The following is a 24678-nucleotide window of genomic DNA, read 5'->3' on the forward strand; positions in this document are numbered from 1 at the left end:
GGGCAGACGACAACGACAGCTGCGGCCCGCCTGCCGGTTAACCCCAACGCATCACAACCAACAGCCACACCAGGGACAGCGCGGACGCCACCCAGATGCTCCATTCAGTCGCGCCGATCACCAGCAAATGCAGGTAGGCGCTTCCGAGAAGACCAATAAACAGCCGATCACCACGGGTGGTAGCAATCGGTAAAAACCCGCGCCGCTCAACGCAAGGCGAGCGCAGTTCCCACACCGTCATGCCCACCAGCAACAACGCGATTGCCGCGAAGAACGCTGCGGTGGGGGTCGTCCAAGCCATCCATTCCATCGTCAGTTCCTCACACCCGGCCCAGGGCAAAGCCCTTGGCTACATGGTTTCGCACGAACCAGATCACCAGCATGCCCGGCAAAATAGTCAGTACCCCGGCGGCCGCGAGCACGCCCCAGTCGATGCCCGATGCCGACACCGTGCGGGTCATTACCGCAGCAATCGGTTTGGCATTTACCGAGGTCAACGTGCGCGCCAGCAGCAGCTCGACCCACGAGAACATAAAGCAGAAAAACGCGGTTACGCCGATGCCCGAGCCAATCAGCGGGATAAAAATCTTGGCGAAGAATTTCGGGAAGCTGTAGCCGTCGATATACGCGGTTTCGTCGATCTCTTTCGGCACGCCCGACATAAACCCTTCAAGAATCCACACCGCCAACGGCACGTTGAACAAGCAATGCGCCAACGCCACGGCAATGTGGGTATCGAACAGGCCAATCGAGGAATACAGCTGAAAGAACGGCAACAGGAACACCGCCGGTGGCGCCATGCGGTTGGTCAACAGCCAGAAGAACAGGTGCTTGTCGCCCAGGAACCGGTAGCGAGAAAACGCGTAGGCCGCCGGCAACGCCACGGTCAGGGAAATCACCGTGTTCAGGCTCACGTAATACAGCGAATTGAGGTAGCCGGTGTACCAACTCGGGTCGGTAAAAATCACCTTGTAGTTGGCCAGGGTGAAATGGCTGGGCCACAGGCTGAGGCCGCCGAGAATCTCGTTATTGGTTTTGAACGACATGTTCAGCAACCAGTAAATCGGCACCAGCAGAAACAGCACATAGAGCACCAGCACCACTTTTTTTCGTGTTGTCATGGTCGGGCCTCAGCGGGATTTATCGTTGTGGGTCATGGCGGTGTAGAACACCCACGACACCAACAGAATGATCAGGAAGTACACCAGCGAAAACGCCGCCGCCGGACCCAGGTCGAATTGGCCAATCGCCATTTGCGTCAGGGTTTGGCTGAGGAACGTGGTGGCGTTACCCGGCCCGCCGCCGGTGAGCACGAAGGGCTCGGTGTAAATCATGAAGCTGTCCATAAAGCGCAGCATCACGGCAATCAGCAGCACGCTTTTGAGCTTGGGCAGTTGAATGTGACGGAACACCGCCCAGCCCGACGCCCGATCAATGCGCGCGGCCTGGTAATACACATCGGGAATGGCGCGCAAACCGGAGTAACACAGCAGCGCCACCAGCGACGTCCAATGCCAGACATCCATGATCAACACGGTGGCCCAGGCGTCACCCGTATTGGCCGCGTAGTTGTACGAGATGCCCAGCTTGTTAAGCGTGTAGCCCATCAAGCCGATGTCGGCGCGGCCGAAAATCTGCCAGATAGTGCCGACCACGTTCCATGGAATCAGCAGCGGAATGGCCAGCACGATCAACACCAGCGAGGCCATTTTTCCCTTGGTGGGCATGCACAACGCGATGCCGATACCCAAGGGAATTTCAATCAGCAGCACGCAGGCCGAGAAGATGAACTGGCGCAGCAACGAGTCATGCAAACGGTCGTCGGCCAATACCTGGCGGTACCAATCGGCGCCGACAAAGTAGCGGCTGGACTGGTCAAAGATGTCCTGCAGCGAGTAGTTGACCACCGTCATCATCGGCACGATGGCGCTGAACGCCACCAGCAGAAACACCGGCATTACCAGCCACCAGGCTTTGTTGTTTTGCACCTTCATAGCGTCACCTCCGCAGGCGCGTCTACCGCTGCTTCAACCAGATAGTCGTCGGCATACACCATCAGCCACTGCGCTGGAAAACTCAGGTACACCTTCTGCTGCGGCACCGGCTGGTCTTCCTGCAAGCGCACTTTCAGTTTTTGCCCGTCGAGCGTCAGGGTCAGAATTTTGTAGGTGCCCAAATCTTCAACATGGGCGACCTCGCCACACAGCGCGTCGTCATAAGGGCCATCCCAGATGTGCACGAACTCGGGGCGAATACCGACTTTCAGCGTCGCATCCGGCATGGCGGCGAGGCGTTGATTCAGCGCGGCGCTCAGCGGCAGCACGGTGTTGGCGAAGCGCACACCACCGTCGCAGCGGGTAACGTCGATCAGGTTCATGCCCGGGCTGCCAATGAAGTAGCCGACGAAGGTATGGCTCGGGCGCTCGAACAACTCACGCGGCGTGCCGAACTGCACGATCTGGCCGCCGTACATCACGGCAATCTTGTCGGCGAAGGTCGAGGCTTCGAGCTGGTCGTGGGTGACGTACACCATGGTGATGTTGAACTGTTCGTGAATCTGCTTGAGCTTGCGCCGCAGCTTCCATTTCAGGTGCGGGTCGATCACCGTCAGCGGCTCGTCGAACAGAATCGCCGACACATCGTCACGCACCAGCCCTCGGCCCATGGAAACTTTTTGCTTCTCGTCGGCGGTGAGGTTCTTGGCCTTTTTGTGCAGCAACGGGTGCAGGTCGAGCACCTCGGCAATCTCGTTGACCTTGCTCAGCACTTTGGCTTCGTTCAGCCCCTGATTGCGCAGCGGGAAGGCCAGGTTGTCGAACACCGTCATGGTGTCGTACACCACCGGAAACTGGAAAACCTGGGCGATGTTGCGCTCTTCCGGCGGCAGCAGATTCACCACCTTGCCGTCGAACTGCACCTCGCCTTCGGACGGGCTCAACAGCCCGGAAATAATGTTCAGCAAGGTCGACTTGCCACACCCGGACGGCCCGAGCAACGCATAGGCGCCGCCCTGTTCCCAGATATGGTTCATCTCGCGAATGGCGTAATCGTCCGGCCCGCTCGGGGTTTTGCTGTAGCTGTGAGCCAAATGGTGCAAACGGATCTCGGCCATCAGGCAACCCTCCCGACACGGCGACTGGGAGCCTGAATCAGGCGGCCATCGGCGGCGAATACGAACAGCTTGTGGGTGGGGATATAGATGAGGATCGAGGTATCGACGTCGTACTCATGCACGCCTGGCAAATGCAGCACCAACACAAACTGCTCGTTGCGCACATGCAGAAAGGTTTCCGAGCCGCTGATTTCCGCCAGCTCGACGGTTACCGCCAATTCCAGGTCATCGTCGTTGGACGGCACCAGGCCGATATGGCTGGGTCGCACGCCGAAGCGGTACTCACCTTCGCCAATGCTTTGCAGATCCGGATTTAGCGGAAAGTGCACCGCCTCGGCGAAACTCACCTCGGTGCCGCTGATGCGTCCGGGCATCAGGTTGATGGGCGGCTCGGAGAACAACTCGGCGGCCAGCACCTGTTGCGGGCGGTGATAAACGTCGGCGGTCTTGCCGCTTTGCACCACGCGGCCTTCGTGCAGGATGGTGGTGGTGCCGCCTAACGCCAGCGCTTCGTTCGGCTCGGTGGTGGCATAAATCGCGATGGTGTGGCGGGCCTGGAACAACTCACGCATTTCCTGGCGCAGCTCTTCGCGCAGCTTGTAGTCGAGGTTCACCAGCGGCTCGTCGAACAGAATCAGCGAGGCATCTTTCACCAGCGCGCGGGCCATGGCGGTGCGCTGCTGCTGGCCGCCAGACAATTCCAACGGGTGGCGTTTAAGCAACGCATCAATGCGCAGCATCTTCGCCGTAGCGTGAACCTTCTCGGCAATTTCCGCGTCTTTGAGGCCGGCCTGACGCAGCGGCGAGGCGATGTTCTCGAACACCGTCAACGTCGGGTAATTGATGAACTGCTGATAGACCATCGAGACGTTGCGCTTGCGCACCGGCACGTTAGTCATATCGGCGCCGTTCATCAAGATGCGGCCGCTGTTGGGTTTGTCGAGGCCCGCCATCAAGCGCATCAAGCTGGTTTTGCCAGACAAGGTCCGACCCAGCAGCACGTTGAACGAACCCGGTTCGAAACTTAAACAAGCGTCGTCGATATGCAACTCGCCATCGACCACACGGGTGACGTGTTCGAGCACTAAAGACATAGGCGTCCTTTTATTGTTGTTCTACGTTGAGTCGACCGAGGGCGCGTCGGCCGGGCGGCGTTGAACGCTTGCTTCAGCTGCTCACGTACTGGAGTACGCTGCGTCCTTCAGCTGTCGTTCGCCTTGCCCGCTCTGGCACCCTCGATTTCAATTCGTCAAACTAGAGCCAGTTTTGTGCCAACCCGCCACTAACACTTACAACTTACTGTTTTATAACGAATTAGCGACCAAGCCAGAATTGTTGAAGGGTCAGTTTGAACAGCTGTGAACACTCATCTGTGAACAACTGAACAGTGGCCACTGTTGACTTTGAACAGTCATCAACGACACTGAACCGACCCGGCAAAGACCGGTCGATTGCTGGCTGAAAATAAAAACAACACCACGCGAGACCCCGTCATGGCCGAAGCCGCCCTGCCCCACGACACGATCATTCAAGACTCCTGGACGCGCTGCCGCAGTTTCGGCCTCACGCACCAGAGCGCGCCGACGTTCAGTCAACCGAGCGCGGGCGAGGTGTCGGCGCTGCTGGAGAGTCAGCACGCGCTGGTGCAAACCACCCATAAGGAAGTGCTGCCGTACTACGGCAACATTCTCGCCAACTCCAACTGCCTGATCATGCTGGCCGACAACCAGGGCCAGGTGCTGCAGAGCTGGGGCGATCAGCGTTTTATCGAGCCCAACCATGCCGCCGGGTTTGTCGCCGGGGCCAGTTGGCTGGAGCGGTACACCGGCACCAACGCCATCGGCACCGCACTGAGCTGCGCGCAGCCGGTGCACATTCAGCACGACGAACATTTTCTTAAAGCCAACCGCTTCATGACCGGCTCGGCCTCGCCGATTTTCAACGAGCAGCGGCAGATGATCGCCGTGCTTGATGTTTCCAGCGACAGCTACCTGCCGCCCTCGCACACCTTGGGCATGGTGAAAATGATGAGCCAGTCGGTGGAGAACCGGCTGATCCTCAACCTGTTCCAGCAGCGCTATTTCCAGCTGACCTTCAACACCAGCCTGAACAACCTCGACAGCCCATGGGCTGGCCTGGTGGTGTTCGACGAAAACGGCCAAGTGGTGTCCGCCAATCGCCGTGCTGACAGCTTGCTGGGCATCAGCCTGGCGGCCGTTAACATCGAGCGCCTGTTCGACATTCCGCTGCAACAGCTGTTGAACCAGCCGCAAGACTTGCCCTTTAACCTGCGCGCGGGCGGGCGTTTTCGCTTTCATGCCCAGCTCAAACGCCCGCAGCAACCGGTGCCGATCCAGGCGCGAGATTTCCGCACCGCCCCGCTCAGCCCGCCGCCCAGCCCTGCCCCGGCAGCGCAAAGCCCGTTTACCCTGGCCGCCATCAACCTCGGCGACCCGCGCGTCGACAAAGCCGTGCGCCAGGCAGAGCGCTTGCTGGAAAAGGACATTCCGATATTGGTCTACGGCGAAACCGGCGTTGGCAAAGAGGTGTTCGTCAAAGCCCTGCACCAGGCCAGCTCACGGGCGCAGCAAAGCCTGATCGCCGTGAACTGCGCGGCCATTCCGGCGGAGCTGGTGGAGTCGGAATTGTTCGGCTATGAAAAAGGTGCCTTCACCGGCGCCAACCAGAAAGGCAGCATCGGTCTGATCCGCAAGGCGCACAAAGGCACGCTGTTTCTCGACGAAGTTGGCGACATGCCACTGCGCGTACAAGCGCGATTGCTGCGCGTGCTCCAGGAACGCTGCGTGCAACCCTTGGGCAGCAGCGAGTTGTACCCGGTCGACATTCGCCTGATATCCGCCACCAACCGTGCCTTGCGCCAGGACGTCGACAGCGGCCTGTTCCGCCAAGACCTCTACTACCGCATCAGCGGCCTCAACCTCGAACTGCCGCCCCTGCGCGAACGCACCGACAAACAGGCGATGATCCAACGCCTGTGGGAACACCATCGCGAGCCCTACCAATGGGCCGGGTTAAGCACTGAAGTGATGGAAATGCTGCTGCGCCACCCGTGGCCCGGCAACTTGCGCCAACTGAGCAGCGTGCTGCAGATCGCCCTGGCGATGGCGGACGACCAGCCGATTCGCGCTGAGCATTTACCCGACGACTTCTTCGCCGATTTGCCAGGCAGCGAGGCGCCGCCAGTAGTGGAATACCGCGCCACCAGCGATGCCGATCTGAAAAGCCAATACGAACAATGCGGCGGCAACATCTCCCACCTCGCCCGTAGCCTCGGGCTTAGCCGCAATACCTTGTACAAGCGGCTGAGAGAGCAAGGCGTGAAAGTGTGAATGGCATAGGGTAGCGACGTTTCCAGGAATCGCGGCTGAAGCCGCCCCTTTACGCCGCCGACACGGTGCGCTCAACCACAGGCGGCGCCATGCCTAGGGCGGGAACGCGGCGAAAAGTCAGGGTGCCGTCCTCCACGGGCGAGTAGCGCAGGTTGAACAGGTCGAGAATGTAGTTCTGTTTCAACTGCCACGGCGCAGCAGGCCCTTGTTTGGGCAACACGTCCGCCGCACGCAGGACATAGCCGGCGGAAATATCCAGCAGCGGCCGCTTCTCCAGCGAGCCACCCACCTGCTGCGCCACGCACATTTTGTAGGCGTTCTCGTCCATGTAGTTCAGCACGCGGCACACGTAGCGCGAGGCCAGGTCGGCCCGCAGCGTCCAGGAGGCGTTGGTGTAGCCCACGCACAGGGCGAAGTTGGGCACGTTGCTGAGCATCATGCCTTTGTAGGCGAGCGTGTCGCCGATATCCACCGACTTGCCATCTACGATCAGGGCCATGCCGCCGCAAGCCTGCAGCTTTAAACCGGTGGCGGTGACAATGATGTCCGCGGCCAGCTCCTGGCCCGACTTCAGGCGAATGCCGGTCTCGGTAAAGCGTTCGATGTGGTCGGTGACCATCTGCGCCTTGCCGCTGCGCAGGGCTTTGAACAGGTCACCGTTGGGCGCCATGCACAGGCGTTGGTCCCACGGTTGATAGGTGGGGTTGAAATGGGTGTCCACGGCATAGTCGGCGGGCAATTCGCGCTTCACGCCCATTCGCAGCATTTTGCGCGCGAGGTTGGGCGCGCGGCGGCAAAACTGGAAGAAGCCCAAGGTCAACAACACGTTCTTCCAGCGCGCCAGGCGATGGGCGCGCTGTTCGGGCAAATGCTTGCGCAGGAAATCGGCGATGACGTCTTTGGCCGGCAGCGACGCTACATAACTCGGCGAACGCTGTAACAACGTGACCTGGCGGGCCTGCGCCGCCATGGCTGGCACCAGCGTGACGGCGGTGGCGCCACTGCCGACGATGACGACGTTCTTGTCGGTGTAATCGAGGTTTTCCGGCCATTTCTGCGGGTGAATGACCTGCCCTTTGAACTGCTCGCGACCGGGGAATTCCGGCGTGTAGCCGCCGGCATAGTCGTAATAACCGCTGCACACGTAGAGGAATTTGCAGCGGTAAACGCTGCAGCCGCCGCTTTGCGGGTTATGCACCTGCACCGTCCACAGCGCTTCGTGGGACGACCAGGTGGCCGAGGTCACGCGCTGGTTAAAACGGATGTGCCGGTCGATGCCGAATTCGCTGGCGGTGTCTTTGATGTACCGCAGAATCGAGGCGCCGTCGGCGATGGCTTTGGCGTCTTGCCAGGGGCGGAAGGGGTAACCGAGGGTGAACATGTCGGAGTCTGAACGCAGCCCCGGGTAGCGGAACAGGTCCCAGGTGCCGCCGATGTCGCCACGCCCTTCAAGAATGGCGTAGCGCTTGGCTGGGCAGGTGGTCTGCAATCGGTACGCCGCACCGATACCCGAGAGCCCTGCACCAATGATCAACACATCAAATTGTTCGCACGCCATAGGTCACTCCGTTTGCTCACGCGCTTCGAGAGAAACGGCGGGCATTTTTTATTGTTTTAGCCACGGCCAACAGCGCAGGTGGGCCAGGGACGACGATCACTTTTTTACTTCCACTCGCTTGAGCATAGCCATCGAAAGCACAGCGTTCGGCAGCAAAGTACGAAAAAAGGCGTAAATGCCACCAAACTGCTGTTAAAAACCGGCAGCACGTTGCTGCTGACGACGGGCGAAACCCGTACGCATAGCGTCCGGCCCCGGCGCCGCGAGCATTCAGGACGCGCATTCAACGCGAAAACTCTCCCGTCGGCCACTGTCCGAATGGCTGATTTGCCACTGACGTGAACGATCACATTCTCTGCATTTTCAACTTGTGCAGGCCCTGGCCGCCCGCGTCTAATTCGCTGCCCTGGGCTTTAACCACCCGCTATCACGGACGACCCACCATGCGTTTTTCCATGCGCCTGTGCGCCCTGCTCGCCTTTGCTGGCGCACCGCTGCTCCCCTCTTCTGCGCTGGCCGCTGACTGCCACGCCTTTGAAACCGAAACCGTCACCCTGACCGGCACGCTGTACCCGGACACCTTTCCCGGCGCGCCAAACTACGAGGACGTTACTCAAGGTGATGAAGCGGAGGTCGGCTTTTACCTCGCGGTGCCCGAGCCACTGTGCATGGTCGCCAACGACGAGTTTGAAACCAGTCCCGACCAGCGCCTGGATTATTTGCAGCTGATCCTCGACCAGAAAGGCTACGACCAGTTGCGGCCGTACCTGATGAGTGAAGGCAAGCTCACCCTCAAGGGCACCATCACCGGGGCGTTGACCGGCCACCACCACACGCCGCTGTTGTTGCAGGAAGTGGAGTTTGTCAGCGGTACGCCGGCCGACCCGGTGGACTGCGAAGTGCTCGCTGAAAACGCATCGCTGGACCAACAGTTGCCCGCACCGCTGCCCGGCAAGATCACCGGTGAAGGCCGCCTGTACTTCCACACTGCACCGAATGACAGCTGCACCGACCGCAAGGCTTACATCGTGCCCGGCGACAGCGTAGCCGTGAGCAACATCCACAGTTTTGGTTGGGCCGAGGTCAGCTACACCACCAAGAACGGTGCGGTGTACAGCGGCTGGGTCAAGCAAGGTCAGGTGCTGATTAACGGCGAGTAATGCCTCGGGCGTGGGCACATTCACGCCAGGGATATCGCTTCGCTTTATGTTGTCTGCCATTCACCGCTCACTCGCACAGGCCTTCTATGCGCCCCGTTCAATACATCATCCGCCATCCCTCCGCCGGCTTGCTCTTCGTGCAGTTGCTCGGCGTGCTGCTGTACCCGTGGATGGAAGACACGCCGCTGGGCCGTGCGCTATTCGGCGCATTTGGGTTGGTGGTGCTGGGCCTGGCGCTGAACGTGGTCAAACGAAGTTCCTCGCACACATGGGTGGCGGTGGTGCTGGCCGTGGTGCTGGTTGGCTTATCCGTGCTTAACAAGGTGACGCCGGCGGTGAGCCTGGAATCGCTGATCGCCCTGCTCGAAGCGCTGTTCTACTTCTACGCAGCAGGCAGCCTGATTGCGTATATGAACGCCGACTACCGCGCCACCACCGATGAGCTGTACGCCGTCGGCGCCACGTTCACCCTGCTCGCCTGGGCCTTCGCGCACCTCTACACCTTTTGCCAATTACTGTTGCCGGGCAGCTTTGGCGCACTGATTAATCCCGAAGCGGCGCGCAGTTGGATGGAGTTGTTGTTCCTCAGCTTCACCACGCTGTCGGGCGTCGGCCTGGGCGACATCATCCCGCTCACACCCATGGCCAGGTCGCTGGTGATGGTCGAAGAATTCGCCGGAGTCATGTACTTGGCGTTGGTGGTGTCGCGCCTGATTGCCTTGACCGCAATCAAGCGTTAGCCGCGCCGGCAGACTGAACGCGATCGGCGCTCGGCCGGTCTACACCGCGTACTTCTCTGATCTGGAACGTTGATGTCTGCTGTTGAATCTGCCCTCGCCTTGCCTTCCCACGCGCGCCAGAAAAGCTCGACGCGCTGGGCCTTTTTTATCGCCGGTTTCGCCATGGCCGCGTGGGCGCCGTTGGTGCCCTTCGCCAAGGCGCGCGCGGGCTTGTCCGAAGGCTCTCTCGGTTTGCTGTTGCTGTGCCTGGGCGCCGGCTCGTTAATCACCATGCCACTGGCCGGCGCGCTGGCAGCACGCATCGGCTGCCGACGGGTTATCGTCGGCGCGGCGGCGCTGGTGTGCCTGATGCTGCCGCTGCTGACGGTGTTTTCGTCCTGGCCATTGCTGGCCGTCAGCCTCGCCCTGTTTGGCGCCGGGCTCGGCTGCATGGATTGCACCATCAACTTGCAGGCCGTGCTGGTGGAAAAGAACAGCGAAACGCCATTGATGTCGGGCTTCCATGGTCTGTTCAGCGTCGGCTGCATTGTCGGCGCGGCCGGGGTGAGCCTGCTCTTGGCGCTGAACCTCAGCCCGCTGCTGGCAGCACTGGCAGTGGTTGCGGCAGTCATTGCCGTGCTGCTGCACGCTGCCCGTGACTTGCTGCCCTTCGGCAGTACCAGCAACGGCCCGGCATTCGCCATTCCCCACGGCGTGGTGCTGCTGATTGGCGCGGTGTGCTTCATCCTGTTTTTGGCAGAAGGCGCGATGCTCGACTGGAGCGCCGTGTTCCTGACCGAAAGCAAACATTTGGCCTCAGCCCATTCGGGCATCGGCTATGTGGCGTTCGCCTGCGCCATGACGGTCGGTCGCCTGACAGGTGACAAGGTGGTGCACCGGGTTGGCCGTCAGCGCGTGGTGCTGCTCGGCTCGCTGATGGCGGCGGCCGGCTTGGTGGTGGCGACGTTGAGTCCATCGTGGCCGCTATCGCTGGCGGGCTTTTTGCTGGTGGGTGCCGGCTGCTCGAATGTGGTGCCGGTGATGTTCAGCCTGATCGGCAAACAAAAGGTGATGGCCGAAAACGTGGCTATTCCAGCGGTCTCCACCCTGGGGTATGGCGGCATTTTGTTGGGCCCAGCCTTCATCGGCTTTATCGCCCACGGCAGCAGCCTGACCACCGCCTTGCTGGTATTGGCGGGCTTGTTGGTGGGCGCGGCGGCGCTGAGTTTGGCGCTGAAATTGAACGACTAGAAAGACAGGCACAAAAAAGCCCGCTTCGCAGCGGGCTTTTTGTTTAGCGGACCAGAAGGCGAACCTTCTTAGTCTTCGCGATAGCGACGCAGCTTCAACTGCTTACCGGCTACGCGAGTGTCCTTCAGCTTGGTCAGCAAACGCTCCAGACCTTCTTCCGGCAGTTCAACCAGGCTGAAGCTGTCGCGCACTTGAATGCGGCCGATGGCTTCGCGGGCCAGGCCGCCTTCGTTGAGGATGGCACCCAGCAGGTTTTTCGCGGCAATACCGTCGCGTGCGCCCAGGGCGGTACGGCAACGGGCACGGCCTTCGGCCAACGGCATTGGCGCGCGACGTTCACGCGGCTCGCTACGCTCGCCAGCAGGACGCTCGGAACGCTCACGCGGTGCGCTGTTCGGCACCAGTGGTTGTTCACGCTCTACGTCGGCAAGGGTCAGCGCCTGGCCGTTGGTGGCTTTGCGCAGCAGCGCAGCGGCCAGGGCGCGCGGGCTGCAACCGATGTCGGCGGTCAGACGGTCGAGCAGCTCACCGTGGCTGGCTTCGGCGTCCGCAACCAGCGGAGCGAGAGCGTTGGTGAGCTTCTTGATGCGGGCGTCCAGCACTTGCTGGCCGTTCGGCAGGCGAACTTCGGCAACCTTCTGGCCGGTTACACGCTCGATCACTTGCAGCATGCGACGCTCACGCGGCGTTACCAGCAACAGGGCGCGACCGGTACGGCCAGCACGGCCGGTACGACCGATACGGTGAACGTAGGATTCCGGATCGTAGGGCATGTCCACGTTCATTACGTGGGTGATGCGCGGCACGTCAAGACCACGGGCGGCAACGTCGGTCGCAACCACGATGTCCAGGCGGCCATCTTTGAGCGAGTCGATCACGCGCTCACGTTGATTCTGAGCAATGTCACCGTTCAGGGCAGCAGCCTTGTAACCCTTGGCTTCCAGCGCGGCGGCCAGGTCCAGGGTGGCTTGCTTGGTACGGACGAAGGCGATCAGCGCGTCGAAATCTTCCACTTCCAGCAGACGCAATACGGCGGCGTGCTTCTGGTCAGCGTGAACCAGCAAGTGAGCCTGCTCGATGGCAGTCACGGTCTGGGTTTTGGTTTCGATCTTGATGTGCTTCGGGTCACGCAGGTGCTTTTCAGCAATGGCGCGAATCGAGTGCGGCAGGGTGGCCGAGAACAGCACGGTCTGACGGGTAGCGGGCATGGCCTTGAAGATAACTTCCAGGTCGTCCATGAAGCCCAGCTTGAGCATTTCGTCCGCTTCGTCGAGTACCAGGTGCTGAATAGTGGACAGCACTTTCTCGTCACGACGCAGGTGGTCAACCAGACGACCCGGAGTAGCCACAACAATCTGAGCGCCATTACGGATGGCTTTCAGTTGTGGGCCCATCGGTGCGCCGCCGTAAACGGCAACCACGTTCACGCCTGGCATTTGCTTGGCGTAGGTTTCAAAGGCGGTAGCCACCTGCAGAGCCAGCTCGCGAGTTGGCGCCAGAATCAGCGCCTGTGGCTCACGTTTGGCCGGGTCGATGCGGGTGAGAATTGGCAGGGCGAACGCGGCGGTTTTGCCCGTACCGGTTTGCGCCTGGCCGATCATGTCGTGGCCGGCGAGAATCACTGGAATGGCTTGCAGTTGAATAGCCGAAGGCTCTTCGTAACCGGTAGCGATTACTGCAGCGAGAATATTGGGGTTAAGTCCGAGCGCGGCGAAGCCGCCGGATACCTGGGTCATGGGTCTGCCTCAAAGTGCATCCGCAAAGACCCATGTTCCAAAGCTGCGCATGCCGTGTAAGACCCGAAGGTAACCCTGGCAGCCCTGTAGGCGGGGATTTGCGAAAACGTATTAATGAAAAAAGAAGATATCCAGGACGTTCACTTGGTGAACTGCACCCAGAGCTCGCTCTGGGAAAAACCTGCAAAACCTGAACACGGCCGTTTGAAGCCGGCGCGCACTATACCGGAAAAACTTGACCTCGGTGTAAGTTTCGCGAAGAAAATCCTTACACGCCGCCAGCCGGTCGCCGAGATAGACGCCTTCGGCGCCAGCCACGCGGCGGTTTGACCGGCTGCACCAGGCCAGCTATACCGCACCAGCCACTTCCGCCAGCCATAAGGATAATTCCCCATGAACAGCACCAGCGCCGGACGCGTCAGCCGTGAAAAACGTGGGGCGATCATGCTCATTGGTCTCGACCGCCCCAGCAAACGCAACGCGTTCGACCTGGCGCTGCTCAACGACCTGACGCTGGCCTATGGCGAGTTCGAGCGCGACAACGAAATGCGCGTGGCGCTGGTGTTTGCCCACGGCGAACACTTCACCGCCGGGCTGGACCTGGCGAACGTCGCCGCCACCTTCGCCAGCGGCTGGCAGATTCCCGAAGGCGGCTGTGACCCGTGGGGCGTGTTCGGCGGCCCGCGCGTGAGCAAGCCAGTGATCGTCGCGGCTCAGGGTTACTGCTTCACCATTGGCATCGAACTGATGCTCGCCTCCGACATCAACCTGTGCGCCAGCAACACGCGTTTTGCGCAAATGGAAGTGCAGCGCGGCATCTTCCCTTTCGGCGGCGCCACCTTGCGCATGCACCAGGCAGCTGGCTGGGGCAACGCCATGCGCTGGCTGCTGACCGGCGACGAATTCGATGCGCACGAAGCTTGCCGGCTGGGCTTGGTTCAAGAAGTGTTGGCCAGCGAAGACCTGCTGCCGCGCGCCTTGCACCTGGCCGAACGGGTCGCGGCGCAGGCGCCACTGGGCGTGCAAGCGACCTTGGCCTCGGCGCGCCAGGCAGTGGCCGAAGGCGAAGTGGCCGCCGCTGCTGCCTTGCCCGTCACCATGCGGCGCCTGATGGCCAGCGAAGACGCTCAGGAAGGCGTGCGCGCCATGCAAGAGCGCCGCCCCGGCGCATTCAAAGGCTGCTGAGTCAGGTGGCTGGGCGCACCAGGTCGATCAAAGGCTGCAGCGAATAACCCAGCTGCGCCTGCAATGCCTCGGCGCGTCTGCTGAGGGCGGCGGTGTCCAGCTGCTGATCCAGATCGGCGGGCACGATCAGAATCACGTTGCCCTCTTTCACCGGCAGCTCCCAGTAATGCCGGTGGTACAGCCCGCGCAGCAGCGCCGCGCCCAGCGGTTTGCCGTCGTCGCTGGCCCACTGGTTGATCACCAGCCAGCCGCCAGGATTCAAGCGCTGCTGGCAGCCTTCGAGAAAACGCCAGGCCAGATGGCCAACGGCCGGGCCGGTGTCGGTATAGAGGTCGACGAAAATCAGGTCTGCCGATTCGGCGCTTTCCAGCAGTTCGATGGCATCGCCAATGCGCACATACAGACGCGGATCGTCGTCCAGCCCCAGAAACTCCATGGCCAAGCGCGGCACATCGGGGCGCAGCTCGATGGCTTCCACGTCATCCAGCGGCAGAAAACGCAGACACGCTTGGGTCAGGGTGCCGGCACCCAGACCCAGAAACAGCGCGCTCTCCGGCTGCTCGTGGCACAGCGCGCCGATAAACATCGCCCGCGTGTAGTCGTACTCCAGCCACGTCGGGTCGGGCAGGAATACACAGCTTTGCTCAATGGCATCGCCGAATTCGAGGAAGCGGTAATCGCCTACCTGCATGACCTTGATAACGCCGTACTCATCGTGCACTTCGGCCAATAGCAGCTCTTCGGTCAGCTCGTCCCGTGGCGGCTGTTCAGGCATTGCGGTCTCCAGTATTTATGACATCCCCGACCAGCGCGCGGCAGGGAAAGGCGCCGATTGTCATTGAAGAGCCTGGCGCCGGTCACGCAATAATTCGCCCACTGTTACGCCCCCCAACCAGAACAATAATCAGCAGGTCGCCGGCCGCGACGTGCAAGGGAGAACGCTATGTACGCCATTATCGGCGCGGGCCCCATGGGCCTGTGCACGGCCCGCCAGTTGCAAAAACAGGGCATTGCCTTTGTCGGCTTCGAGCTGCACGACGACGTCGGCGGTTTGTGGGATATCGATAATCCGCACAGCACCATGTACGAATCAGCCCATCTGATCTCGTCCAAAAGCACCACTCAGTTCAGCGAATTTCCCATGGGCGACGACGTGGCGCCCTACCCCCACCACAGCGAAATGCGCCGCTACTTTCGCGACTACGCCAGCCATTTCGGCCTGTACGAACATTTCCAATTCGGCACCCGCGTAGTGCGCATGGAGCGCCGGGAAACAGGCTGGGCGCTGTTCACCGAAAAAGCCGGCGTCACCCGCGAATGGCAATTTGAGGGTGTGCTGATCGCCAACGGCACCTTGCACCAACCCAATCTGGCACAACTGCCGGGCACCTTCAGCGGCGAGCTGATGCACTCCAGCGACTACCGCTCGGCCGAGGTTTTTGCCGGCAAACGCGTGCTGATTGTCGGCTGCGGCAACTCGGCCTGCGACATCACCGTAGACGCCGTGCACCGCGCCGCCTCGGTGGATTTGTCGGTACGACGAGGCTATTACTTCCTGCCGAAATTTCTGCTCGGACGCCCCATCGACACCTTCGGCGGCGCAGTGAAATTGCCCCGCGCGCTGAAGCAACGCATCGACGGCCTGCTGATTCGCGCCCTGATCGGCAAGCCCTCGCAATATGGCCTGCCCGACCCCGACTACAAGCTGTACGAATCGCACCCGGTGGTGAATTCATTGGTGCTGCATCACCTCGGTCACGGCGACATCAAAGCGCGCCGCGATATCGCGCGCATCGACGGTAAAACGGTGACCTTCACCGACGGTGAGCACGCCGAGTACGACCTGATTCTGCAAGGCACCGGCTACAAGCTGGACTATCCGTTTGTTGCACGCGAGCACCTCAACTGGCCCGAAGGCGCCGGCGCACCGAAGCTGTACTTGAACGTGTTCCACCCCGAGTACGACGACCTGTTCATGATGGGCATGGTGGAAGCCTCCGGCCTTGGCTGGCAGGGCCGGGCCGAGCAAGCGGAGCTGGTGGCACTGTTTATCCGGCAGTTGCAGGCAGGCAGCGCTGCCGCCGAGGCGTTCAAGACCATCAAGCGCGAGCGCGCCAGCATTCGGCTGGACGGCGGTTACCGCTATCTGCAACTGGAGCGCATGGCTTACTACGTGCACAAAGACACCTACCGCCAGAGCATGGCCGAACACAGCGCCGCGTTGCGCCTGCCGGCGGAGCGAACCGAGGCGTTAAGCGCAACCGTGAATGCCTCATAGCGGTTGACGGGCACGGGCGAATGCAGCGGCTCTATCGCGCCTATCGACAGGCTCTGCGCTTGTGAGCGCAAGCCGATCGGTTACCATGCCCGTCCGCCTAATTCGCTTGAGCCGAGAACGTCGATGTCGCAACCATGGAGCCCCAGCAGCTGGAGAACCAAACCCATCCAGCAGCAGCCGCAGTACCCAGATGCCGCCCACCTGAGCCAGGTTGAGCAAACCCTCGCCGGTTATCCGCCGTTGGTATTTGCCGGCGAAGCGCGCGAGTTGCGCCGCCAGTTTGCCGAGGTCACTCAGGGCCGTGCGTTTCTGCTGCAAGGGGGCGACTGCGCTGAGAGTTTTGCCGAGTTCAGCGCGGCGAAAATTCGCGACACCTTCAAGGTGTTGCTGCAAATGGCCATCGTCATGACCTTCGCCGCTGGCAGCCCGGTGGTAAAAGTCGGGCGAATGGCCGGCCAGTTCGCCAAACCGCGCTCGGCCAATGACGAAACCATCGACGGCGTCACCCTGCCCGCTTACCGCGGCGACATCGTCAACGGCATCGGCTTCGACGCAACCAGCCGCGTGCCCGATCCTGAGCGTTTATTGCAGGCTTATCACCAGTCCACCGCCAGCCTCAACCTGCTGCGGGCCTTTGCCCAGGGCGGGTTCGCCGATCTGCATCAAGTGCACAAGTGGAACCTGGAGTTCATCGAGAATTCGGCGCTTGGCGAGAAGTACAACCAACTGGCCGACCGCATCGACGAAACACTGGCTTTCATGCGTGCGTGCGGCATGGACACCTCGCCGCAGCTGCGCGAGACCAGCTTCTTCACCGCCCACGAAGCGCTGCTGCTCAACTACGAGCAAGCCTTCGTGCGCCGCGACAGCCTCACCGGCGGCGACTACGCCTGCTCGGCGCATATGCTGTGGATTGGCGACCGCACCCGTCAGGTGGACGGTGCCCATGTGGAATTCCTGCGCGGCGTGGGCAACCCGATCGGCGTGAAGTGCGGGCCGAGCATGAGCAGCGAAGACCTGATTCGCCTGATCGACATCCTCAACCCCGACAACGATCCAGGCCGCCTCAACCTGATCGTGCGCATGGGCGCCGACAAAGTCGAAGCCGGTCTGCCGCGTTTGCTGCGCACCGTTAAAGAGGAAGGCCGCCACGTGCTGTGGAGCTCCGACCCCATGCACGGCAACACCATCAAGGCATCGAGCGGCTACAAAACCCGCGACTTCGCGCAGATTCTTGCAGAAGTGAAACAGTTCTTTCAGGTTCACGAAGCGGAAGGGACGTACGCCGGCGGCATTCACATTGAAATGACCGGCCAGAACGTCACGGAGTGCATCGGCGGCTCGCGGCCGATCACCGAAGATGGGCTGTCGGACCGCTATCACACGCACTGCGACCCGCGGATGAATGCCGATCAGTCGTTGGAGTTGGCGTTCTTGATTGCCGAGACGCTGAAGCAGGTTCGGCGGTAAACCTCGCGTTCATCAATCCAACACCGTCATTCCCGCGATGACGGTGCTGGTCGCTGAGCGCTCGTCAGCCGCGCAACCCAGGACTCAACCGCAACATATCCAGCGCCACGTCCACCAGCCGCTCCGCCTCTTTGCCCATGGCAAAGCTTTTCGGCGCCAGCAGCCATTTCGCCAACACCCCATCAATAAACGAATGCAGGCACGTGGCTGCCCACTGGGTGTTCAGGTCGGCGGGCAATTGGCCTTTGTTAATGGCGTTACGCAGGGTCAGTTCGATGCGCTGGTCGCAGTCGATACTGTTGTCTTGCATTTGTTGGCGCAGGTCATTGAGCTCCGCCGTGTATTCACATTTGTGGAACAGAATCTCGTTGATGCGCCGTACCTGCGCGTCACTGGCGGTTTGTCTGAACAGCTGAACCAATAATTCGCGCAGGCGACCCAATGGGTCAGGCTCAGTGGCACTTTCGCTGGCCTTGGCCAGCTCTTCGAACGGCAGGTGCGCACGCTCGAGAATTGCCTGAAATACGTCGCTCTTGTTGCTGAAATGCCAATAGATTGCGCCGCGCGTCACGCCGGCCACATCGGCAATTTTGGCCAGCGTCGTCCGCCCGACGCCGTGCTCGTAGAACGCCTGCTCGGCGGCATCGAGAATCTGGCTACGGGTTTCCTGTGCTTCTTCTTTGGTGCGTCTGACCATGCCAATACAGCCCTGGGTTATCGACACGTAAGCCCAATGTCAGCGTCGTGTCAGTTAAAAGCAAAGCTTGAAAAAAGCTTATGTAACAGTGAGTTTTAGGCGTTTACAAACAACCGTGAATGTAAGTATATTTCTTAGCATCCTACCTATCCACAAGAAAATCCTTATTTTTTGATCACGCTTTGATCAGCCGCCTACCCAAAACGTTTAAAACTAACCAATCGTACCGGCGCCTTCCCAAGCGCTGATCGACATGAGGCCTTTCATGCAATTCAAGCCAGCCCACCCCGCTCTGGTTTCCGCCCTCGCCCTGGCAACGCTGTTGCTCACCGGTTGCGAAAAAGCAGCAGAAGCGCCGCCACAACAGACCCCGCAAGTGGGTGTGGTGACCTTGAAACCGCAAGCCTATTCCCTCGTCAGCCAATTGCCCGGCCGCACCAACGCTTACCGCGTTGCCGAGGTTCGCCCGCAGGTCAACGGCATCATTCTTAAGCGTCTGTTTACCGAAGGCCGCGAGGTCAAGGCCGGCGAGCAGCTGTATCAGATCGACCCTTCCGTGTACGAAGCCACGCTGAAAAGCTCGCAGGCGACCCTGCAATCGGCCAAGTCCCTGGCTGATCGCTACAAGCAGCTTGTGAACGAACAGGCCGTTAGCCGTCAGGAATACGACAACGCCGTTTCCCAGCGCCTGCAAGCCGAAGCGGCTCTGCAGAGCGCCGAAATCAATCTGCGCTACACCAAAGTGCTCGCGCCGATTGCCGGCCGTATCGGTCGTTCGGCGGTGACCGAAGGCGCGCTGGTCAGCAATGGCCAAACCAATGCCATGGCGACCATCCAGCAGCTCGATCCCATCTACGTCGACGTCACCCAGTCCTCCGCGCAACTGCTCAAGCTGCGTCGTGAACTGGAAAGCGGCAACCTGCAAAAAGCCGGCGACAACGCGGCCAAGGTCAAGCTGGTACTCGAAGACGGCAGCCTCTACGAGCAGGAAGGCAAGCTGGAATTCTCCGAAGTGTCGGTCGACGAAGGCACCGGGTCGGTCACTATTCGCGCAGTGTTCCCCAACCCCAAACACCAACTGCTCCCTGGCATGTTCGTGCACGCCCAGCTGCAAGCCGGCGTGAACGAGAACGCCATTCTTGCCCCGCAACAAGGCGTCACCCGCGACCTCAAAGGCCTGCCGACAGCGCTGGTGGTTAACGCAGAGAACAAAGTGGAACTGCGCGAGCTAAAAGCCGAGCGCACCTTGGGTTCCGATTGGCTGATCAATGACGGCCTCAAAGCCGGCGATCGCCTGATTACCGAAGGCCTGCAATACGTGAAGCCGGGCGTGGAAGTGAAAGTGGCCGAAGCCACCAACGTCACCCCAGCAAACGGCGGCGCTGCGGCCAATGGCGGCGAAGCCAAGCCGGCGGCCCCGGCCACTGAACAAGCCCAAGGCGAAGGGAAGTAATTCATGTCGAAATTCTTTATCGACCGCCCCATTTTCGCCTGGGTAATTGCCCTGGTGATCATGCTGGTGGGCACGCTGTCCATTCTGAAATTGCCGATTAACCAGTACCCGGCGATCGCGCCACCCGCTATTGCCATTCAGGTGACCTACCCAGGCGCGTCCGCACAAACCGTGCAGGACACCGTGGTGCAGATCATCGAGCAGCAGCTCAACGGCATCGACAACCTGCGTTATGTCACCTCGGAAAGTAACTCCGACGGCAGCATGACCATCACTGCCACCTTCAACCAGGGCACCAGCCCGGACACCGCTCAGGTGCAGGTGCAGAACAAGCTCAACCTGGCCACCCCGCTACTGCCGCAAGAAGTGCAGCAACAGGGTATTCGCGTGACCAAGGCGGTGAAGAACTTCCTGATGGTGATCGGCCTGGTATCGGAAAACGGCAGCATGACCAAGGATGACTTGGCCAACTACATCGTTTCCAACATGCAAGACCCGATCTCGCGTACAGCCGGTGTGGGTGACTTCCAGGTGTTCGGTGCCCAGTACGCCATGCGTATCTGGCTCGACCCGGCCAAGCTGAACAAGTTTCAGCTGACCCCAGTGGATGTGAAAACCGCCGTGGCCGCGCAGAACGTGCAGGTCTCGTCTGGCCAGTTGGGTGGCTTGCCGGCCGTGAAGGGCCAACAGCTGAACGCCACCATCATCGGCAAGACCCGTTTCCAGAGCGCCGAGCAATTCAAAAACATTCTGCTCAAGGTCAACACTGACGGCTCGCAGGTACGCCTCGGCGACGTCGCCACGGTTGAACTGGGCGGTGAAAACTACAGCATCAGCGCGCAGTTCAACGGCAAGCCGGCCTCCGGTCTGGCAATCAAACTCGCAACCGGCGCCAACGCGCTGGATACCGCCAAAGCCATCCGCGCCACCATCGCCGACCTGGAACCGTTCTTCCCGCAAGGCATGAAAGCGGTGTACCCATACGACACCACGCCGGTGGTCACCGCCTCGATCGAAGGCGTAGTGCACACCCTGATCGAAGCCGTGGTGCTGGTGTTCCTGGTGATGTACCTGTTCCTACAAAACCTGCGGGCCACCATCATCACCACCCTCACCGTTCCGGTGGTTTTGCTCGGCACCTTCGGCATCCTCGCCGCCGCCGGCTTCACCATTAACACCCTGACCATGTTCGGCATGGTGTTGGCCATCGGCTTGCTGGTGGACGATGCGATTGTGGTGGTGGAAAACGTCGAGCGGGTGATGGCCGAGGAGCATTTGTCGCCCAAAGAAGCGACGAAGAAATCCATGGGCCAGATTCAGGGCGCGTTGGTCGGTATCGCCATGGTGCTGTCGGCCGTATTGCTGCCAATGGCGTTCTTCGGCGGTTCCACTGGCGTGATTTACCGGCAGTTCTCCATCACCATCGTGTCGGCCATGGGCCTCTCGGTGCTGGTGGCGTTGATCTTCACCCCGGCCCTCTGCGCCACCATGCTCAAGCCACATAAAGAAGGCACTCAAGGCGTTCCCAAACGTGGCTTCTTTGGCTGGTTCAACCGCAACTTCGACCGCAGCGTACGCGGCTACGAGCGCGGTGTGAGCAGCATGCTGCGCAATAAAGTTCCTTACCTGCTGGCCTACGCCGTGCTGATCGTCGGCATGATCTGGCTGTTCACCCGCATTCCTACCGCGTTCCTGCCCGAAGAAGACCAAGGCGTTCTGTTCGCCCAGGTGCAAACCCCGGCGGGCTCCAGTGCCGGTCGCACCCAGGTGGTGGTCGATGAAATGCGCGCGTACTTGCTTAAAGACGAAGCCGACACAGTGAACTCGGTGTTTACCGTTACCGGCTTCAACTTTGCCGGTCGCGGTCAGAGCTCGGGTATGGCCTTTATCATGCTCAAGCCCTGGGGTGAGCGTTCCGCCGAGAACACCGTATTCGCCCTCGCTCAACGCGCCCAGCAGCACTTCTTCAGCTTCCGCGACGCCATGGTGTTCGCCTTCGCCCCGCCTGCGGTACTGGAGCTGGGTAACGCCACCGGCTTCGACGTGTTCCTCCAAGACCGTGGCGGCGTCGGCCACGACAAGCTGATGGAAGCACGCAACCAGTTCCTCGGCATGGCCTCGCAAAGCAAGGTGCTGCAACAGGTTCGCCCGAACGGCCTGAACGATGAACCGCAGTTCCAGCTGACCATCGACGACGAGCGCGCCAGCGCCCTGGGCATTACCCTCTCGGACATCAACAACACCCTGTCGATTGCCTTGGGCGGTAGCTACGTCAATGACTTCATCGACCGTGGTCGGGTGAAGAAGGTTTACATCCAGGGCGAAGCGAAATCGCGCATGACCCCGGAAGACCTGCAGAAATGGTACGTGCGCAACAACCTCGGGCAGATGGTGCCCTTCTCCGCCTTCGCCTCCGGTTCGTGGATTTACGGCTCGCCGAAACTGGCCCGTTACAACGGTGTAGAAGCCATGGAAATCATGGGTTCGCCGGCGCCGGGCTACTCCACCGGTGAGGCCATGGCCGAAGTCGAAGCGCTGGCGAAGAAACTGCCGGCGGGCGTCGGTTATTCCTGGACCGGCCTGTCGTACGAAGAACGCTTGTCCGGCTCGCAAGCACCGGCGCTGTATGCGATCTCGCTGCTGTTGGTGTTCCTGTGTCTGGCTGCGCTGTATGAAAGCTGGTCGATTCCAGTGGCAGTTATTTTGGTGGTGCCGTTGGGGATCATCGGTGCGTTGATGGCCACCAGCTTGCGCGGCTTGTCGAACGACGTGTTCTTCCAGGTGGGCTTGTTGACCACCGTCGGTTTGGCGGCGAAAAACGCCATTCTGATCGTCGAGTTCGCCAAAGAGCTGCACGAACAGGGCAAGTCGCTGGTCGACGCCGCCCTGGAAGCCTGCCGCATGCGCTTGCGCCCGATCATCATGACGTCGATGGCATTCATCCTCGGCGTAGTGCCGCTGGCCATCTCCACCGGCGCCGGTTCGGGTAGCCAACACGCCATCGGTACCGGCGTGATCGGCGGCATGATCACCGCCACCGTGCTGGCAATTTTTTGGGTGCCGCTGTTCTTCGTCACGATCTCCTCGCTGTTCAAAGGCAAGCAGACCGAAACCCCACGTAATGAGGCTGGCCACTGATGCGCAAGTCCCTTCTGTCCCTCGCGATTGCCAGCCTGATTCTGGGCGGCTGCTCGCTGATTCCTGACTATGAGCAGCCGGCTTCGCCGGTTGCCGCCACCTACCCGCAAGGCCCGGCGTACGGGCCAGCGGAGTCGGCGCGCGTGGCGCAGGCCGAACAAGGCTGGCGCCAGTTCTTCCACGACCCGGCGCTGCAGCAGCTGATTCAGACCTCGCTGGAAAACAACCGCGACCTGCGCGTGGCCGCGTTGAACCTCGACGCCTACGCCTCGCAGTACCGCATTCAACGTGCGGAACTGCTGCCCAACGTAAGCGCCGACGGCACCGGCGTGCGCCAACGCACGCCGGGCGATTTGTCGCAAACCGGCCAAGCCACCACCAGCGGTCAGTACTCGGCCACTGTCGGTATCAGCGCTTACGAGCTGGACCTGTTCGGCCGCCTGCGCAGCCTGAATGAAGAGTCGTTGCAGACTTACTTCTCCAGCGAGCAGGCACGTCGTAGCACGCAGTTGAGCCTGGTAGCCAACGTCGCCAATGCCTACCTGACGCTGACCGCCGACCAGGAACTGCTGCGCCTGACCGAAGAAACCCTGAAAACCTACGAAGACAGCTTCCGCCTGACACAACGCAGCAACGAAGTCGGCGTGGCCTCGGCGTTGGACCTCAGCCAGTCGCGCACCTCCGTAGAAAGCGCGCGTGTGGCCCTGGCGCAATACCAGCGTCTGGTCGCGCAAGACCGCAACAACCTGGCGCTGTTGCTCGGCACCTCGGTGCCGGACAACCTCAACGCCAGCAGCCCATTGGCCGACGACTTGCTCGAAGAGTTGCCAGCCGGCTTGCCGTCCGATTTGCTCCAGCGTCGCCCAGACATCCTTGAAGCCGAGTACTTGCTGAAAGCCGCCAACGCCAACATCGGCGCGGCGCGGGCTGCGTTTTTCCCGCGCATCAGCCTGACGGCCAATGCCGGTTCTAGCAGTGCCGATCTGTCCAACCTGTTCAAAGGTGGCTCGGGCAGTTGGTACTTCTCGCCGTCCATCAGCATTCCGATTTTCAACGCCGGGAGCCTGAAAGCCAGCCTGGACTACTCGAAAATTCAGAAAGATATTCGCGTGGCTCAGTACGAGAAGTCGATTCAGACCGCCTTCCAGGAAGTGTCCGACGGCCTTGCTGCACGCCAAACCTACAACCAACAGTTGCAGGCCCAACGTGACTTCGTTGCCGCCAACCAGGATTACTACCGCCTGGCTGAACGTCGCTACCGCACCGGCATCGACAGCAACCTGACCTTCCTCGACGCCCAACGCTCGTTGTTCAGCGCGCAACAAGCGCTGATTACCGACCGTTTGGCGCAGCTCACCAGCGAAGTTAATTTGTACAAGGCGCTGGGCGGTGGCTGGGTGGAAAACACCGGCTCGGCGCCCGCTGAACCGGCTAAGCCGTAAGGTTTTGCCATCAACAAAAAGCCCGCCAATTGGCGGGCTTTTTGTTGTTTGGGTGTCCCGTCCTGAATAAGGTTTACACCTTCTGATTTATTTTCAGGAGGGCTCAATGGATTCGGGGAAAAGGCGCAG

20 protein-coding genes are annotated in these 24678 nt (G+C 60.8%); 11 read left to right on the top strand and 9 right to left on the bottom strand.

Annotated elements, in window-relative coordinates:
- Positions 1 to 37: 37 nt before the first annotated feature.
- Genes AC0IW7_RS23840 through AC0IW7_RS23860 form a run of 5 tightly spaced genes read right to left on the bottom strand, consistent with a single transcriptional unit; the run spans position 38 to position 4206 of the window.
- Entirely contained in the window at positions 38 to 310 is a 273-nt protein-coding gene (locus AC0IW7_RS23840) for a DUF2160 domain-containing protein (RefSeq protein ID WP_122495517.1), read from the bottom strand.
- 10 nt (positions 311 to 320) lie between these two features.
- The gene (locus AC0IW7_RS23845) at positions 321 to 1121 is read right to left on the bottom strand and encodes a carbohydrate ABC transporter permease (RefSeq protein WP_463560517.1); all 801 of its coding nucleotides are present in this window, start codon (positions 1119 to 1121) and stop codon (positions 321 to 323) included.
- A gap of 9 nt (positions 1122 to 1130) precedes the next feature.
- Positions 1131 to 1994, bottom strand: a complete 864-nt coding sequence (locus AC0IW7_RS23850; protein ID WP_471821246.1) for a carbohydrate ABC transporter permease — start codon at positions 1992 to 1994, stop codon at positions 1131 to 1133.
- Positions 1991 to 3112, bottom strand: coding sequence for an ABC transporter ATP-binding protein (locus tag AC0IW7_RS23855; RefSeq protein ID WP_471821248.1), 1122 nt, complete (start codon positions 3110 to 3112; stop codon positions 1991 to 1993). The genes AC0IW7_RS23850 and AC0IW7_RS23855 overlap by 4 nt, the downstream gene beginning before the upstream one ends.
- The gene (locus tag AC0IW7_RS23860) at positions 3112 to 4206 is read right to left on the bottom strand and encodes an ABC transporter ATP-binding protein (protein ID WP_122495510.1); all 1095 of its coding nucleotides are present in this window, start codon (positions 4204 to 4206) and stop codon (positions 3112 to 3114) included. Before AC0IW7_RS23860 ends, AC0IW7_RS23855 begins: the two co-directional genes overlap by 1 nt.
- Before the next feature lie 399 nt (positions 4207 to 4605).
- Between AC0IW7_RS23860 and AC0IW7_RS23865 the strand changes: the two genes are divergently transcribed.
- A complete protein-coding gene (locus AC0IW7_RS23865) occupies positions 4606 to 6462 on the top strand; it encodes a sigma-54-dependent Fis family transcriptional regulator (RefSeq protein WP_471821250.1) in 1857 nt (618 codons plus the stop codon).
- 49 nt (positions 6463 to 6511) lie between these two features.
- Here AC0IW7_RS23865 and AC0IW7_RS23870 read toward each other — a convergent pair whose 3' ends face one another.
- Entirely contained in the window at positions 6512 to 8020 is a 1509-nt protein-coding gene (locus tag AC0IW7_RS23870; protein ID WP_471821251.1) for a flavin-containing monooxygenase, read from the bottom strand.
- Between the two features lie 443 nt (positions 8021 to 8463).
- On the opposite strand from AC0IW7_RS23870, the gene AC0IW7_RS23875 reads away from it, so the two are divergent.
- The 3 genes from AC0IW7_RS23875 to AC0IW7_RS23885 all read left to right on the top strand — a co-directional run bounded on the left by AC0IW7_RS23875 (position 8464) and on the right by AC0IW7_RS23885 (position 11150).
- Positions 8464 to 9180, top strand: a complete 717-nt coding sequence (locus AC0IW7_RS23875; RefSeq protein ID WP_471821253.1) for a DUF4431 domain-containing protein — start codon at positions 8464 to 8466, stop codon at positions 9178 to 9180.
- A gap of 86 nt (positions 9181 to 9266) precedes the next feature.
- A complete protein-coding gene (locus AC0IW7_RS23880; protein WP_471821255.1) occupies positions 9267 to 9920 on the top strand; it encodes a potassium channel family protein in 654 nt (217 codons plus the stop codon).
- A gap of 72 nt (positions 9921 to 9992) precedes the next feature.
- Positions 9993 to 11150: an MFS transporter gene (locus AC0IW7_RS23885; RefSeq protein ID WP_471821257.1), complete on the top strand. Its 1158-nt coding sequence runs from the start codon at positions 9993 to 9995 to the stop codon at positions 11148 to 11150.
- Positions 11151 to 11218: 68 nt separating this feature from the next.
- Here the strand turns inward: AC0IW7_RS23885 and AC0IW7_RS23890 are convergent, their stop codons facing one another.
- A complete protein-coding gene (locus tag AC0IW7_RS23890) occupies positions 11219 to 12886 on the bottom strand; it encodes a DEAD/DEAH box helicase (protein ID WP_471821259.1) in 1668 nt (555 codons plus the stop codon).
- A gap of 114 nt (positions 12887 to 13000) precedes the next feature.
- Between AC0IW7_RS23890 and AC0IW7_RS23895 the strand changes: the two genes are divergently transcribed.
- Together AC0IW7_RS23895 and AC0IW7_RS23900 are read left to right on the top strand one after the other, a co-directional pair.
- On the top strand, positions 13001 to 13216 hold the full coding sequence (locus tag AC0IW7_RS23895) for a hypothetical protein (RefSeq protein WP_471821260.1): 216 nt from the start codon (positions 13001 to 13003) through the stop codon (positions 13214 to 13216).
- Between the two features lie 63 nt (positions 13217 to 13279).
- The gene (locus AC0IW7_RS23900) at positions 13280 to 14071 is read left to right on the top strand and encodes a crotonase/enoyl-CoA hydratase family protein (RefSeq protein ID WP_471821261.1); all 792 of its coding nucleotides are present in this window, start codon (positions 13280 to 13282) and stop codon (positions 14069 to 14071) included.
- Position 14072: 1 nt separating this feature from the next.
- On the opposite strand, the gene AC0IW7_RS23905 is transcribed toward AC0IW7_RS23900, so the two are convergent.
- A complete protein-coding gene (locus AC0IW7_RS23905) occupies positions 14073 to 14846 on the bottom strand; it encodes a spermidine synthase (RefSeq protein WP_471821262.1) in 774 nt (257 codons plus the stop codon).
- Positions 14847 to 15014: 168 nt separating this feature from the next.
- Here AC0IW7_RS23905 and AC0IW7_RS23910 point away from each other — a divergent pair, with 168 nt between their 5' ends.
- Positions 15015 to 16349 carry a flavin-containing monooxygenase gene (locus tag AC0IW7_RS23910; protein WP_471821264.1) on the top strand — a complete coding sequence of 445 codons (1335 nt, stop codon included), beginning with the start codon at positions 15015 to 15017 and terminating at the stop codon, positions 16347 to 16349.
- 123 nt (positions 16350 to 16472) lie between these two features.
- On the top strand, positions 16473 to 17819 hold the full coding sequence (locus AC0IW7_RS23915; protein ID WP_471821266.1) for a class II 3-deoxy-7-phosphoheptulonate synthase: 1347 nt from the start codon (positions 16473 to 16475) through the stop codon (positions 17817 to 17819).
- Positions 17820 to 17883: 64 nt separating this feature from the next.
- Here the strand turns inward: AC0IW7_RS23915 and AC0IW7_RS23920 are convergent, their stop codons facing one another.
- Positions 17884 to 18516 (bottom strand): TetR family transcriptional regulator, encoded by a 633-nt coding sequence (locus AC0IW7_RS23920; RefSeq protein ID WP_471821267.1) that lies wholly within the window; start codon positions 18514 to 18516, stop codon positions 17884 to 17886.
- A gap of 265 nt (positions 18517 to 18781) precedes the next feature.
- On the opposite strand from AC0IW7_RS23920, the gene AC0IW7_RS23925 reads away from it, so the two are divergent.
- From AC0IW7_RS23925 to adeC, 3 genes are read left to right on the top strand one after another with little or no spacing between them, the layout of a single operon-like run.
- Positions 18782 to 19969, top strand: coding sequence for an efflux RND transporter periplasmic adaptor subunit (locus tag AC0IW7_RS23925; RefSeq protein ID WP_471821268.1), 1188 nt, complete (start codon positions 18782 to 18784; stop codon positions 19967 to 19969).
- Between the two features lie 3 nt (positions 19970 to 19972).
- On the top strand, positions 19973 to 23107 hold the full coding sequence (locus tag AC0IW7_RS23930) for an efflux RND transporter permease subunit (RefSeq protein WP_471821269.1): 3135 nt from the start codon (positions 19973 to 19975) through the stop codon (positions 23105 to 23107).
- A complete protein-coding gene (gene adeC, locus AC0IW7_RS23935) occupies positions 23107 to 24549 on the top strand; it encodes an AdeC/AdeK/OprM family multidrug efflux complex outer membrane factor (RefSeq protein WP_471821270.1) in 1443 nt (480 codons plus the stop codon). Before AC0IW7_RS23930 ends, adeC begins: the two co-directional genes overlap by 1 nt.
- The last annotated feature ends 129 nt before the right edge of the window (positions 24550 to 24678 follow it).

The sequence above is a fragment of the Pseudomonas sp. AC229 genome (assembly GCF_979254655.1).

Excerpts from the sequence above, each read along its gene's own strand:
- AC0IW7_RS23840 (WP_122495517.1), bottom strand. The coding sequence starts at position 310 with ATGGAATGGATGGCTTGGACGACCCCCACCGCAGCGTTCTTCGCGGCA.
- AC0IW7_RS23845 (WP_463560517.1), bottom strand. The coding sequence starts at position 1,121 with ATGACAACACGAAAAAAAGTGGTGCTGGTGCTCTATGTGCTGTTTCTG.
- AC0IW7_RS23850 (WP_471821246.1), bottom strand. The coding sequence starts at position 1,994 with ATGAAGGTGCAAAACAACAAAGCCTGGTGGCTGGTAATGCCGGTGTTT.
- AC0IW7_RS23855 (WP_471821248.1), bottom strand. The coding sequence starts at position 3,112 with ATGGCCGAGATCCGTTTGCACCATTTGGCTCACAGCTACAGCAAAACC.
- AC0IW7_RS23860 (WP_122495510.1), bottom strand. The coding sequence starts at position 4,206 with ATGTCTTTAGTGCTCGAACACGTCACCCGTGTGGTCGATGGCGAGTTG.
- AC0IW7_RS23865 (WP_471821250.1), top strand. The coding sequence starts at position 4,606 with ATGGCCGAAGCCGCCCTGCCCCACGACACGATCATTCAAGACTCCTGG.
- AC0IW7_RS23870 (WP_471821251.1), bottom strand. The coding sequence starts at position 8,020 with ATGGCGTGCGAACAATTTGATGTGTTGATCATTGGTGCAGGGCTCTCG.
- AC0IW7_RS23875 (WP_471821253.1), top strand. The coding sequence starts at position 8,464 with ATGCGTTTTTCCATGCGCCTGTGCGCCCTGCTCGCCTTTGCTGGCGCA.
- AC0IW7_RS23880 (WP_471821255.1), top strand. The coding sequence starts at position 9,267 with ATGCGCCCCGTTCAATACATCATCCGCCATCCCTCCGCCGGCTTGCTC.
- AC0IW7_RS23885 (WP_471821257.1), top strand. The coding sequence starts at position 9,993 with ATGTCTGCTGTTGAATCTGCCCTCGCCTTGCCTTCCCACGCGCGCCAG.
- AC0IW7_RS23890 (WP_471821259.1), bottom strand. The coding sequence starts at position 12,886 with ATGACCCAGGTATCCGGCGGCTTCGCCGCGCTCGGACTTAACCCCAAT.
- AC0IW7_RS23895 (WP_471821260.1), top strand. The coding sequence starts at position 13,001 with ATGAAAAAAGAAGATATCCAGGACGTTCACTTGGTGAACTGCACCCAG.
- AC0IW7_RS23900 (WP_471821261.1), top strand. The coding sequence starts at position 13,280 with ATGAACAGCACCAGCGCCGGACGCGTCAGCCGTGAAAAACGTGGGGCG.
- AC0IW7_RS23905 (WP_471821262.1), bottom strand. The coding sequence starts at position 14,846 with ATGCCTGAACAGCCGCCACGGGACGAGCTGACCGAAGAGCTGCTATTG.
- AC0IW7_RS23910 (WP_471821264.1), top strand. The coding sequence starts at position 15,015 with ATGTACGCCATTATCGGCGCGGGCCCCATGGGCCTGTGCACGGCCCGC.
- AC0IW7_RS23915 (WP_471821266.1), top strand. The coding sequence starts at position 16,473 with ATGTCGCAACCATGGAGCCCCAGCAGCTGGAGAACCAAACCCATCCAG.
- AC0IW7_RS23920 (WP_471821267.1), bottom strand. The coding sequence starts at position 18,516 with ATGGTCAGACGCACCAAAGAAGAAGCACAGGAAACCCGTAGCCAGATT.
- AC0IW7_RS23925 (WP_471821268.1), top strand. The coding sequence starts at position 18,782 with ATGCAATTCAAGCCAGCCCACCCCGCTCTGGTTTCCGCCCTCGCCCTG.
- AC0IW7_RS23930 (WP_471821269.1), top strand. The coding sequence starts at position 19,973 with ATGTCGAAATTCTTTATCGACCGCCCCATTTTCGCCTGGGTAATTGCC.
- adeC (WP_471821270.1), top strand. The coding sequence starts at position 23,107 with ATGCGCAAGTCCCTTCTGTCCCTCGCGATTGCCAGCCTGATTCTGGGC.